Origin of the sequence: Halomonas sp., assembly GCF_052095695.1 — a bacterium.
Classification (GTDB): Bacteria; Pseudomonadota; Gammaproteobacteria; order Pseudomonadales; family Halomonadaceae; genus Vreelandella.
Window position 1 is genome coordinate 1 of the sequence record NZ_JBQDLQ010000098.1, and the last position, 12243, is coordinate 12243.

The 12243-nt window shown below is 54.2% G+C and carries 13 protein-coding genes; 7 read left to right on the forward strand and 6 right to left on the reverse strand.

Translation table 11 applies throughout. The features are described from left to right. From ACTH5D_RS15220 to ACTH5D_RS15240, 5 genes are all read left to right on the forward strand, one after another. Positions 1–550 (forward strand): TRAP transporter small permease (locus tag ACTH5D_RS15220; RefSeq protein ID WP_441672714.1); only part of this gene is annotated, 550 nt, incomplete at its 5' end. Positions 551–580: 30 nt separating this feature from the next. Further along, the gene (locus tag ACTH5D_RS15225; RefSeq protein ID WP_441672716.1) at positions 581–1864 is read left to right on the forward strand and encodes a TRAP transporter large permease; all 1284 of its coding nucleotides are present in this window, start codon (positions 581–583) and stop codon (positions 1862–1864) included. Between the two features lie 21 nt (positions 1865–1885). Then, complete coding sequence (locus ACTH5D_RS15230; RefSeq protein ID WP_441672718.1) at positions 1886–2329, forward strand: universal stress protein; 444 nt, start codon at positions 1886–1888, stop codon at positions 2327–2329. 132 nt (positions 2330–2461) lie between these two features. Further along, positions 2462–3142 (forward strand): FKBP-type peptidyl-prolyl cis-trans isomerase, encoded by a 681-nt coding sequence (locus tag ACTH5D_RS15235; protein ID WP_441672720.1) that lies wholly within the window; start codon positions 2462–2464, stop codon positions 3140–3142. 3 nt (positions 3143–3145) lie between these two features. Then, positions 3146–4228, forward strand: a complete 1083-nt coding sequence (locus ACTH5D_RS15240) for an extracellular catalytic domain type 2 short-chain-length polyhydroxyalkanoate depolymerase (protein ID WP_441672722.1) — start codon at positions 3146–3148, stop codon at positions 4226–4228. Between the two features lie 13 nt (positions 4229–4241). Here ACTH5D_RS15240 and ACTH5D_RS15245 read toward each other — a convergent pair whose 3' ends face one another. Both ACTH5D_RS15245 and ACTH5D_RS15250 read right to left on the reverse strand, forming a co-directional pair. Further along, positions 4242–4835: an SCO family protein gene (locus ACTH5D_RS15245; protein WP_441672724.1), complete on the reverse strand. Its 594-nt coding sequence runs from the start codon at positions 4833–4835 to the stop codon at positions 4242–4244. Positions 4836–4840: 5 nt separating this feature from the next. Next, the gene (locus tag ACTH5D_RS15250) at positions 4841–5344 is read right to left on the reverse strand and encodes a hypothetical protein (protein WP_441672726.1); all 504 of its coding nucleotides are present in this window, start codon (positions 5342–5344) and stop codon (positions 4841–4843) included. A gap of 106 nt (positions 5345–5450) precedes the next feature. On the opposite strand from ACTH5D_RS15250, the gene ACTH5D_RS15255 reads away from it, so the two are divergent. After that, the gene (locus ACTH5D_RS15255) at positions 5451–6365 is read left to right on the forward strand and encodes an AEC family transporter (protein ID WP_441672728.1); all 915 of its coding nucleotides are present in this window, start codon (positions 5451–5453) and stop codon (positions 6363–6365) included. A gap of 675 nt (positions 6366–7040) precedes the next feature. Next, on the forward strand, positions 7041–8033 hold the full coding sequence (locus ACTH5D_RS15260) for a 2-hydroxyacid dehydrogenase (protein ID WP_441672730.1): 993 nt from the start codon (positions 7041–7043) through the stop codon (positions 8031–8033). Positions 8034–8055: 22 nt separating this feature from the next. Here ACTH5D_RS15260 and argE read toward each other — a convergent pair whose 3' ends face one another. From argE to ACTH5D_RS15280, 4 genes are read right to left on the reverse strand one after another with little or no spacing between them, the layout of a single operon-like run. Further along, positions 8056–9243, reverse strand: a complete 1188-nt coding sequence (gene argE / locus ACTH5D_RS15265; RefSeq protein ID WP_441672732.1) for an acetylornithine deacetylase — start codon at positions 9241–9243, stop codon at positions 8056–8058. A gap of 35 nt (positions 9244–9278) precedes the next feature. Then, positions 9279–10751, reverse strand: a complete 1473-nt coding sequence (locus ACTH5D_RS15270) for a tripartite tricarboxylate transporter permease (RefSeq protein WP_441672734.1) — start codon at positions 10749–10751, stop codon at positions 9279–9281. A 25-nt stretch (positions 10752–10776) separates the two neighbouring features. Continuing rightward, the gene (locus ACTH5D_RS15275; protein ID WP_441672736.1) at positions 10777–11280 is read right to left on the reverse strand and encodes a tripartite tricarboxylate transporter TctB family protein; all 504 of its coding nucleotides are present in this window, start codon (positions 11278–11280) and stop codon (positions 10777–10779) included. A gap of 59 nt (positions 11281–11339) precedes the next feature. After that, positions 11340–12203 carry a tripartite tricarboxylate transporter substrate binding protein gene (locus ACTH5D_RS15280; protein ID WP_441672738.1) on the reverse strand — a complete coding sequence of 288 codons (864 nt, stop codon included), beginning with the start codon at positions 12201–12203 and terminating at the stop codon, positions 11340–11342. Positions 12204–12243 lie beyond the last annotated feature (40 nt).

Below are 12243 nucleotides of genomic sequence, written 5' to 3' on the forward strand. Positions count from 1 at the left end.
TCACTCCGGCTTGCCGGGGATATTAGGTGTGATCGACACTGCAATTAGCAAAATAGAAGCCGTGATTCTCGCGATGGGTGTTTTGCTAATGGCGCTGAATACGGTCACAAACGTGGTTGCCCGCTTCGTATTTGGCAACAGCATCATGTTTTCCGGTGAACTAAACCGCATTTTGATCATTATGATTACCTTTGCGGGTATTGGCTATGCAGCCCGTCATGGTCGACATATTCGCATGTCGGCTATCTATGATGCGCTGCCGGTAGGTGGGCGCAGAGTGCTAATGATCTGCATCTCGCTGTTCACATCGCTAGTGATGTTTTTCCTGCTCTACTATTCGATCGTTTATATCCTCGATCTGTATAGCAAAGGTCGCGTATTGCCTTCCATGGGCTTACCGATCTGGATTATCTACCTTTGGGTGCCGATGGGCTTTTTAATCACCGGTATTCAATACTTGCTGACCGCGGTTAAAAACTTCACTTCCCACGATGTCTATCTCTCGACGGGCGTGGTAGATGGATATAAAGACACGGAAACTGAAGTCTAACGCGGGGCAATGCACCCTAGGGGAACAGCTATGACGACAATAATGGTCACCACCATGATTGCCCTGCTGCTGCTGGGCTTTCCAATGATGATTCCGCTGATTACCGCTGCGGTAATCGGCTTCTACATGATGTTTAACGGCTTCGGCCAGATGGATACGCTGATCCAGCAGATGATGGCGGGTATACGCCCGGCCTCACTCATTGCTGTGCCCATGTTTATCCTTGCCGCCGATATTATGACCCGCGGCCAGTCCGCTAACCGCCTGATCGATATGGTTATGGCGTTTATTGGCCACGTTAAAGGGGGCCTAGCGGTGAGCACGGCGGCTTCTTGCACACTGTTTGGTGCTGTGTCGGGCTCTACTCAGGCGACTGTGGTGGCCGTCGGTTCACCGTTGCGCCCAAAGATGCTTAAGGCGGGCTATTCTGACTCCTTTACACTGGCGCTTATCATTAATGCCAGCGACATTGCATTTCTGATTCCGCCCAGTATCGGCATGATTATTTATGGGGTGATCTCGGGTACTTCCATTGGTGAGCTGTTTATTGCTGGTATTGGGCCAGGAATAATGATTCTTTTGATGTTTTCGGCCTACAGCGTTATTTATGCCATCGTAAAAGACGTACCAACCGAGCCAAAATCGAGCTGGAAAGAGCGTGCCGTAGCGGTTCAACAAGCGCTGTGGCCACTAGGTTTTCCGGTCATTATCGTGGGCGGTATCTACGGTGGTATTTTCAGCCCGACAGAGGCCGCCGCCGCCTGTGTACTGTATGCCGTTTTACTCGAGTTTGTGGTCTTCCGCTCGCTCAAAATGAACGACATCTACGCCATCGCCAAATCTACCGGCTTGATTACCGCCGTGGTATTTATCCTGGTTGCGGTGGGTAATGGCTTCTCTTGGATCATTTCGTTTGCCCAAATCCCACAAATGATCTTGGAGGCGGTGGGTGTCAATGATGCGGGGCCCACGGGCGTGCTTATTGCCATCTGTATCTCCTTCTTTGTGGCGTGCATGTTTGTCGATCCAATCGTGGTCATTCTGGTGCTAACGCCAATTTTCGCGCCTGCTATTGCTGCCACAGGCTTGGATCCTGTACTGGTGGGCATCTTGATAACCCTGCAGGTGGCGATAGGCTCAGCAACACCGCCCTTTGGGTGCGATATATTCACGGCTATTGCGATTTTCAAGCGCCCCTACTGGGACGTGATCAAAGGCACACCGCCGTTTATTTTTATGCTGATTTTAGCGGCCGCTCTGCTGATCATGTTCCCGCAAATTGCGCTGTTTCTACGCGACGTTGCCTTCCGCTAAATAGCCACAAGGAGAACGCGAATGTTTAATCGCATTTTAGTCCCGGTGGATGGTTCGAAAGGCGCCATAAAGGCGTTAGAAAAAGCGGTGGGTTTGCATATGCTAACCGGCGCTGAGCTTTATCTGCTGTGCGTGTTTAAACACCACAGCCTGCTGGAAGCCTCGCTCTCTATGGTGCGGCCCAACCAGCTGGATATTCCTGACGATGTGCTAAAAGAGTACGCTACCGAGATCGCCGTGCATGCGAAATCCCATGCTATTGAACTGGGCGCTGACAGTGCCCGTGTGCGCGCTTTTGTGAAAGGTGGTCGGCCCTCGCGCATTATTGTGCGCTTTGCCCGTAAGCGAGAGTGCGACCTAATTGTGATTGGCGCCCAGGGCACCAATGGCGAGAAGAACCCGTTGTTGGGAAGCGTTTCTCAGCGTGTGGCGGGTGCAGCACACTGCCCCACGCTGGTCGTCTAAAACCGCTAAACCTCTCTTTCATTTTGTGGTCTTACTAACACCCGCCGCCCCTAAGATGCAGCTCGGGGCGGCGGGTGTTAGTCTTTGCGTGACACTGATTGGCGTTCGGCGCCGCTATAAAAAGGATCTTTCATGAAACAACTGCTCTCTACCACGGCTCTGACAGGTTTGCTTTTGGTTGCCCCTTTTGCAGCGGCAGCGCCCGAAACTGATGAACAGCGCTTGGCTTATAGCCTGGGCGTCACTCTCGGCGAAAGCATGCAGGCGGATATCGAAGACCTCGATCTGGATGCGTTTAATGACGGCATGAGCGATGTTTTTGAAGGCAATGACCTGGCGCTAACTGAAGAAGAGATGACCGAAGCGCTAATGGCGTTCCAAGAGCAATCCATGCAAGCGCGTGAAGCCGAAGCTGAAGAGATGGCACAGATGAATCTCGAAGAGGGTGAAGCCTTCCTGGCCGAGAACGCTGAGCGCGAGGAAGTGACCGTGACTGACTCTGGCCTTCAGTATGAAGTGCTTGAATCCGGCGATGGTGCCAAGCCTGGCCCTGAAGATACTGTCGAAGTGAACTATGAAGGCATGCTGTTGGACGGCACTGTATTCGATAGCTCTTTTGAGCGCGGTGAATCCGTCAGCTTTCAAACCAATCAAGTGATCGAGGGTTGGCAGGAAGCGCTGCAGATGATGAGCGTTGGCGATAGCTGGATGCTTTACATCCCTGCGGATATTGCTTACGGCGAAAATGGTCAAGGGCCGATTGGGCCTAACGAAGTGCTGACCTTCCGCGTTGAACTACTAGGCGTCGAATAAGGAATGACTTCAACCCCCTCTTCTAACCTGCATTCTCTCGCTCAGGCACTGGTTTGCTTAGGTCTGTGCGCACCGCTGCTAGCGCAGGCCGAGACGGCCAGTGAGCCCGAGGATTTACCCGCCTTGAGTGCTGCGAGTGAGCAGGCCAGCGTGGTGGGAGTATCGTCGGGCGGTTATATGGCGACCCAGCTAGCCGTGGCTTGGCCCGAGCGGTTTAGCGGCCTGGGCGTACTGGCGGCGGGCCCCTGGAGCTGCGCGCAAGGCTCGCTGAGTTTGGCGCTTAACCAGTGCATGATGACCCGCCGCGGCGCGCCTTCATTAGATGAGCTGGAGTCTCGCTACCAACGCTATCTCGGGCTTGAACAGGTAGGTAGCGCCGAGGCGCTTAGCCAGCTCAGGGCCTATTTGTGGCACGGCGAAGAGGACGAAGTGGTTGAGCCGCAGCTCGGCGACCTGCTTGCTGAGCAGTGGCAGCAGTGGCTTGCATCGCCTGACCAGCTACGCGTTGCGCGCAGCGAAAATGCAGGGCATGGCTGGCCGGTACGGTTACCCCGTGAAGCCGCCCCTGGGCCCTATGAGTGGGGAGATTGTCGTCAGGGGGGCGGTAGTTTCTTATTATCCTGCGATGAAGATATTGCCGGAGAAATGCTGGACTGGCTCTACCCCGAACGTGAGGTCTCGGACGCTGGCGAGCCGGGTGGCGAACTAGTCGCGTTTGATCAGTCTGAATTTGCGGTAAAAGGCCTAGCCGACACGGGCTATGTGTTTATACCCGAAGGCTGCGAAGCGGGCGAGTGCCCGGTAACGCTGGCGTTGCACGGCTGCCAAATGAACGCAGAGGCCATTGGCGATACGTTCATACGCCACACCGGTCTCAATGCTTGGGCGGAAGAGCATCAGCAAATCGTGCTCTATCCTCAAGCAGAAAGCAGTATGGCGAACCCGCAAGCCTGCTGGGACTGGTGGGGATTTGCTGAAAGTACCTGGCAGTTAAGCCCGCAGCACGATACCCGTAGCGGTACCCAAATTGGCGCGCTGCTGGCGATGCTGGATCGTTTACAGGCCGCGCCTGAACAAGTCGATTAAGAAGAAACTTCGCTTAACCGTCTAGTTCGTTTTCTAATGCGGAAACTAAACCATGCGGGGTCGGTGAGTAGAGCACTCGCTGAAGAATATCCCCCTCACGGTTGACTAAAAAGAGCGAGGCGCTGTGATCAATGGTGTAGTCCATTGCTGAATCCGGCGCTTCGACTTTCCGCCATATCACGCCATAGCGTGAGGCGACATCCTCAAGCTGTTCCTGACTGCCCACCGCGCCGATAAACTCCTCGCCGAAAAAGCCCATGTACTCCTGCATGCGCGCGATAGTGTCGCGTTCGGGGTCAACGGTGATCATCACTGGCACCACGCGCTCGCGCTGCTCCTCAGAGAGCTGTGCCAGCGCTTGGCGCTTTACCGACTGAGTCATCGGGCAAATATCGGGGCAGTAGGTATAGCCAAACGAAACAATCGCGACTTGACCGTCGTCCAGCTGGGTCAGCGAAAAATCACCCTGGGTAGAGGGTAGTTCAACCGGGCCGCCCACGGGCTCCCCATCTTTGGGGGCGAAAGCATACTGATAGAGGCCTATGCCGCTGGCCACTAGCAAGACTGCGATCACCCCCGCGCCTAGCCATAACGGTTTCCTTGCCATATGCGTTAACTCCGAATTACGTCAAAATCGAACCAACTGCCTACCTTGCCTTCTGCGGTTTCCAGTATGACACGTGCACGCCAGGGCATAACGTTTTGAGTGCAAATCCCCACTTGGCCTTGGCCTTGAAAATGGCCGGGTGCACCTGCGCTAAGGGCAAAACGGTGTAGCCCCAAATCCATATCTCGACCAATAAAATCTACCTCGACCTGGGTGGCCGTTACACCATCGACTTCTACTTCCAGTGGTAATATCTCCAGTGCATCGATTCGCCCATTTGCCTGAACCGCTAGCGTGATGCGGCCCAAATCACCCAAGGTGGCGGTGCAGGGCGCTGCATGCAGGTTGCAGCTTGAAGTGGGCGGAAACCATGTCACATCACTGTCCCGGTGGAGCCAATGTGAAAAGGCATACCACGCGCAGGCCGCTAGCGCTAAGCCAGTGACCAGTATCAGTACCCTTAAGACGGGGAAGCCCGCTGGGTGTGCAGGTTTTGATATCATCTTCATGGCAGAATAATCGCTACGCAAGCCGTGGGGCGGGGTGTTATCGCCATGGTAACAGTAATCACGCCGATATCGCTGTGCTGGGATGTCGCAGGCAAAAGGGATGTAAATGGAGAGTATCACTGGCGCTTTAGGCCCACTATTTCTGTTGATCTTACTAGGCGCCGTGCTTGGCTATTGGCGTTGGCCTAGCGACACCTTTTGGCCGCAGATGGAGCGGCTGATCTACTTTGTACTGTTTCCCGCCATGCTGGTAGGCACCTTGGCCACCGCCGATGTAAGCCAAGTGCCGGTCGGCCGTTTAGCGCTGGTATTACTGGGCGCGATGGTGCTGTTTGGCCTGCTGCTCTGGCGTTTACGCGGCTGGCTACAGCTGACGCCAGCTGCTTTTACCTCTGTTTTCCAAGGTGCAGTACGTTTCAATACCTATGTCGGCGTTGCTGGTGCCGCCGCGCTACACGGCAGCTTAGGAGCGACCACCGCAGCCGTTGCCGTAGCAGTGATGGTGCCAGTGGTTAACGTAATGTGCGTGGCAAGCTTTGTCGCCGCTGGCACACTCGGCGGTGCTAGCGTAGGTAAAAGTGTGATGGCGCTGATTAAAAACCCATTGATTCTTGCCTGCTTGGCGGGCATTGGCCTGAATCTTACGGGCATTGGTTTGCCCGGCTGGAGTCAAGATACGGTTGAGCTACTGGGGCGTGCGGCGTTGCCATTGGGGTTGGTGGCCGTTGGCGTGGCGCTGCGCCCAGCGGCGCTACTACGCATTGACCGCGGCGTGCTGGCCACCAATAGCGTTAAACTGCTGCTCATGCCTGCGCTGGTATTAGCATTAGCCTGGCTACTCCAGCTGGATCCAGTAAGCCGTGACGTAGCGCTGCTGTTTGCAGCACTTCCCACTGCTACCTCTGCCTATATCCTAGCCCGTCAACTGGGCGGCGATGCCGAGCTGATGGCAGCGATCATTACAGGCCAAACCCTCCTCGCCATGCTCACCCTTCCGTTTTGGCTGCAGTTGGTTAGCTGATCAGAGAGATCGCCAAGCGTTAAATAAAAAATATTCGTATTTGTATTGACGGAGTAAATGAGAACTATTACAGTATACTTATCAGCGTTTGATGAGACGCTGGCAACCACGACAGTTGCTCGGCAAAATTATCGCCAGTTTCCTGTCATGGTTTCTCCCTCTCATTGCTAGTCACGGTCTTTTGCCGCTCCATTGGAGCGGCTTTCTTTTTTTGTGGATCCCTCTTTTTATCATCTTGTGTCAATCGCAATGAAGATCTGGGCAAACGCTCATTTAGTGTTTGTCTGCCTCGCGTGTCAGTTAAATCATCTAAACCAGCGCTGTTCGCTGGGAAACAATGCAGATAGAGGCGCGAGGTTGCTACGACCAAAAGTAAATAAAAAATATTCGTATTTGTATTGACGTGGTAAATGAGAACTATTACATTGTGGTTGTCAGCGTTTAATGAGACGTTGGCAACCACGACAGAAACCGCCAGTTTCCTGTCATGGTTTCTCCCTCTCATTGCTAGTCACGGTCTTTTTGCCGCTCCCTTGGAGCGGCTTTCTTTTTTCTACCCCTTTATCATTGATCAACCTTTGCCAGAGCCCAGCGTGAAAAGGTGCTGCTCGTGTCACTCACGTCGCCTATGCTGTCCCTATAGCCAACCTTTACGTTGCTTTGGAGAACAAAGATATGCGCATCGCCGTATTTAGCGCTAAGCCCTACGATCGCACTTTTATCACTCGCGCCAACGCGGCGGAGCGTCACTCCTTGAGCTTTTTAGAGGCGCGACTGACGGTCGATACGGCCCCTTTGGCCAGCGGCTTTGACGCAATTTGCGCCTTCGTTAATGACTGCCTTGATGCCACCGTGTTAAAGCAACTGCATAACGGTGGCACAAGGTTAGTGGCGTTGCGTTCAGCGGGCTTTAACCACGTTGATTTGGCTGCTGCCGAACGGTTAGGCATCACGGTGGTACGGGTGCCTGCCTATTCGCCTCATGCTGTGGCAGAGCACGCAGTGGCCTTAGTGCTAAGCCTTAATCGCATGACCTATCGCGCCTACAACCGGGTGCGGGAGGGCAATTTCGCCCTGGATGGCCTGCTGGGCTTTGACCTGCATGGTAAAACGGTGGGCGTTATTGGCACTGGGCATATCGGGCTGATTTTTGCCGATATTATGCACGGCTTTGGTTGCCGGGTAGTGGCCAGCGACCCGTTTCCCAGCCCGGATGCGAAACCCTTTATTGAGTACGTGCCGCTAGCTACGCTGTTTGCCAGCGCCGACATTATCTCGCTGCACTGCCCGTTAACGCCTGAGACTCACCATTTGATTGATGCTAACGCCATCGCGCAAATGAAGGAGGGCGTCATGCTGATCAACACCGGCCGAGGACGAGTGGTCGATACCCAGGCGGTAATTGCGGGCTTGAAAAGCGGCAAAATTGGCCGCTTAGGGTTAGATGTCTACGAAGAGGAAGAACAGCTGTTCTTTGAAGACCTCTCCCAGGGTGTGATTGACGATGATCAGTTTATGCGCCTAACGACCTTCCATAATGTACTGATCACCGGCCACCAGGCTTTCTTCACTGCCGAGGCGCTGACCAATATTGCCGAGACCACGCTGGCCAATATCGACGCCTTTGAAAGTGGAAGTGGCACCATGCACAGAGTGAATGCCAAATAACTCACCTCCACTCATGTAGGCGTTAGCGCTTCATCCAAGCATTTAATTCATCTAAGAATACTAGGCACTGGCTAAGCTGATCAATTTCAATAAACTCATCGGGCTTGTGGGCTTGGCGAATCGATCCGGGCCCAAGGATCACCGAGGGAATACTACCATCGATCTCGAACACGCCACCTTCTGAGCCGTAAGAGACCTTCCCACCACGCTCGGGGAGAATGTGTTCAAGCTGTTTAAACATCTCGCTGTCGGTGGCATCGCCCATGGCGGGGTAAGCAAATAACTGTTGCCACTCAATGGCCGAATCTATTGATTGACGCTGCATTTCGGGCAGCAGGGCAGCCTCAATATCGCTGATCAGCGCTTGAATATCCGTGGCGGCCGCTTCCTGATCAATGCTGCGTAGCTCAAAGATAAAGCTGCAGGTGTCGGGGGTAACGTTGGTCGCCACACCGCCTTCTATTATGGTGGTCAGCGTTGTGGCGTGGGGGACGGTAAAGTCGTGGTCGAAGGGGCCATCTTGCTCATATCGTCGTGATCGCTCGGCGATCATGGTGATGATACGCGAGGCATACTCCACCGCATTGACGTGTTGAGGGGAGAACGATGAGTGGCCCCCTTCTCCGCGCACCGTCACCCGCATTGCAATTTTGCCCTTTTGGCCATTGATCAGCTTCATCTCGCTGGGTTCGCCGATAATCGCCAGTGAGGGTGGCACTTTGAGTTCGGCTAAGTAGCGTGCGATGGCGGGCGCTCCCAGGCAGCCCACCTCTTCATCGTGAGAGAAGCAGAAATAGAAAGGGCGCTGCAGTTCGCCATTGGCAAAAGCGGGTGCTGCTGCCATCACACAGGCGGCAAAGCCTTTCATATCGCAGGTGCCCCGACCAAACAAGCGACTGCCGCGCTGCTCCATTTTGAAAGGGTCGCTTTGCCAATTTTTTGGGTTGGCGGGCACCACATCCGTATGACCAGAGAGGACGATGCCTGCTACGTCGGCTGGGCCCAGGCGGGCGACCAAATTGGCTTTTTCGCCGCTCTCATCTGGCAGCACCGTCACATCAGCGCCAAGACCAGCGAAGAAACTCTCCATGTGATGAATAAGTTCCAAATTGGAGTGCGCACTCGTTGTGTCGTAAGCGATCAGATCCTCGAGGTGTGATATCGCGGCTTCCAGCTGCGGGTGAGCGTTAGGCGTAGCACTAGTTTGCATAGCGTTAAATCCTTGGCTATAAGGGAATCTTTGGCTCAGGCCTTGGCTTTCTTAAGCTGCTGACGAATCGTCACCACCACCACAAAGACTGCCAGTGAGGCGAATAGCCAAGTGATAGGCGACGACACCAGGATGCTTGGATCACCACGAGAGAGCGCAAGGGCACGACGCAGGTTCTCTTCCAGCATCGGGCCAAGAATGAAGGCAATCAAAAAGGGGGCGGCGGGAATGGCGAACAGGAACATGAAAAAGCCAAATACGCCCATCGCCAGCAGTACAATGACGTCATACATGCTGTTGGAGATCGAAAAAATACCGAATACGCATAGAGCAAGCACGATCGGCGCCATTAAGCCGGGGGGAATCCGCGAGATATGCGAGAAAAAACGCATGGTTGCTTTGCCAGCGCCAAACAGCAAAATAGATGAGAACAGCATGCCAATAAACAGCATGTAAACCTCATGAAGGTTGTTCTCGAAGAGCATTGGGCCTGGGGTCATCCCGTGAATCATAAAGGCGCCCAGCATCACCCCGGTAATCACATCGCCCGGTACGCCCAGCGCTAACAGCGGAATCATGGTGGAGCCACAGCAACCATTGTTGGCGGACTCTGATGCCGCGATTCCTTCGAGTTCGCCCTTACCAAAGTTCTCGCGATTCTTTGAGCTACGCTGTGCTTCTCCGTAGGAGGAGAACGCTGCTGCCGAGGGGCCAATGCCGGGAATGGCTCCCATCACGACACCAATCATGCTGCCTTTTAGCATTGCCTTTAAGGATCGACGCAGCTCGTCTCGCGTTACGCGGTTATCGCCCAGTTGCATGGGCTTATGGCTTTGATTGTTACGAAAGACAATAATTTTAAGCAGCTCAGGGATCGCAAACAGACCGATGAGCACGGGCGCAACGGCAAGACCGCTCTGCATCTCCACGGTTAGATCAAAGCGAAACGAGCCGTACATATCTTCGCCCACTGTGGCGAGCAGTAGCCCTAAGCAAGCCGACACAAGGCCAAGCAGCAGCGAGCGCCCTGACACCCCAGCGACGGTGGTGAGCGCGAAAATCATCAGCATAAAGTATTCGGGTGGCCCAATACGCAGCGCGAGTAGCGCCAGTGGCGCGGCAATAAAAATCAGCGATAGGTTAGAAATAAAATCCCCTGTACATGACGAATAGAGCGCCATGTTGAGGGCTTTGCCTGCCTTGCCCTGTTGGGCCAGCGGGTAGCCGTCAAGGGTGGTACAGGCGGCCGAAGCAGTACCTGGTGTCTTGATCAATATCGCGGATACCGAGCCGCCGTAGGTCGAGCCTTTGTAAAGTGCGACGAGTAATAAAATACTTGGGATCGGCTGCATATAAAAAGTAAACGGCAGCGCCAGCGTAACCGCCATGGTACCGGTCATGCCGGGAATAGCGCCGATAATCACGCCGCCCCAAATACCGGCGGCCATGATCAGAAAATTTTCAATGGTGGCAACCGCCTGGAAGGCAACCAGCAGGTCGTTGAGCATAGTGGTAAGTCCTATACGCGGTAGGTTAAATACCGATAGCCTTGAAAAGGCTGCCGACAGGGAAACGCGTATTGAGTGTGCTGGAGAAAAACAGGTAGAGAACCAGTGGGAGTGCGACAGCAACGATGGCCGCCACCACTTTGTGGCGCCAATAACCCGTCAATATCAGCATCGCCATTAACAGCAGAATGCTCGATAGCAAAAAACCGAGCAGCATCACTGAACCGATAAAGAGCGCAAAGGCAAGCACTGTCCAGCCGAAGCGGGTGAGCAGCGTGACAAGTGGTGTGTCACCGCGGATGGCGCTGGCATCTTCAGGGTCAGCGATTGCTTCGGTTTTGCGTGAAAAAGACAGCCCTACGAGCAGTATGCCCAGTGCCATGCCGAGCATGGAAACCGTGCGTGGCCACATATCAGGCGGTGGCGCGAACCCGGGAATAAAGCGTGGGCGGGGCACATAGGCGGGTATCAGTAAAAACAGAACGATACCGAACAGCACTGTAATAACTAAACCACGTGTTATACCCATGACCCCTCCAGTGATGAAATGATGTATGAAGTGACGACAACGTGGTGCTTAACGCTGACTCACTCCAGATAGCCAAACTCTTCTGCTAAGGTGCGATAAAACTCATATTGCTCTTGTGCGTAGGTCTCCATATCGACGCTACCGATGGTAGAAATTGAGCCACGATCATCGGCACGGCTGAGCCACATTTCGTCTTCAGCCACCTGTTCCATTACCTCTGCCCAGGTATTCATGACCTCTTCAGGTAGATCTGGCGGGCCATACAGGGCGCTCCAACCAATCACTTGCCCAGCTAGCTCATAACCCAACTCTTCAGCAGTCGGTACTTCCGGTAGTGCTTCCATGCGCTCTGGTGAGAAAACCATTAACGGGCGCATATCACCGCTCTCAATATGCGGCATCAGTGATGCTGCTGCGATGGCGAGAAAATCAACATGCCCACCCAGTAAAGCTGTTGCGAGTTCGCCGCCCCCACGGTAGGGAATCAACGTTGCCGCCGTTAGCGGATCCATTTCCGCGTCAGCCAGTAGCGATTGCACCGTAAAGCCATCTATGGCGGTGGCGCCAGAGGCTGCATAACTCATCGCACCAGGATCGTTTTCGATGCCTTCCAGCAAGTCCTCAACGCTTTCATAGGGTGAGTCGTCGGCCACGGCAAGAATCATGGGTGTGGCTTCAAGCGGGCTGATAAAGGTGTATTCATCCCAATCAACACTGCTGTTTTCGTTGACCGCCGGTGACAGCGCCATGCCCACGCGGGCTAAGAGTAGGGTGTATCCATCGGGATCAGCCTGTGTCACATCGCGAGCGCCGGTCATTCCACCTGCGCCAGCTTGATTGACGACCGTGACAGGCTGTCCTAAATATTCGCGAGCCGACTCCGCTAGCGCCCGACCGGCCAGGTCGGAGGCGGTAGTTGTCAAGAAATCTGTCGCCTCTGAGATCATTCAGGCCACCTGTTTT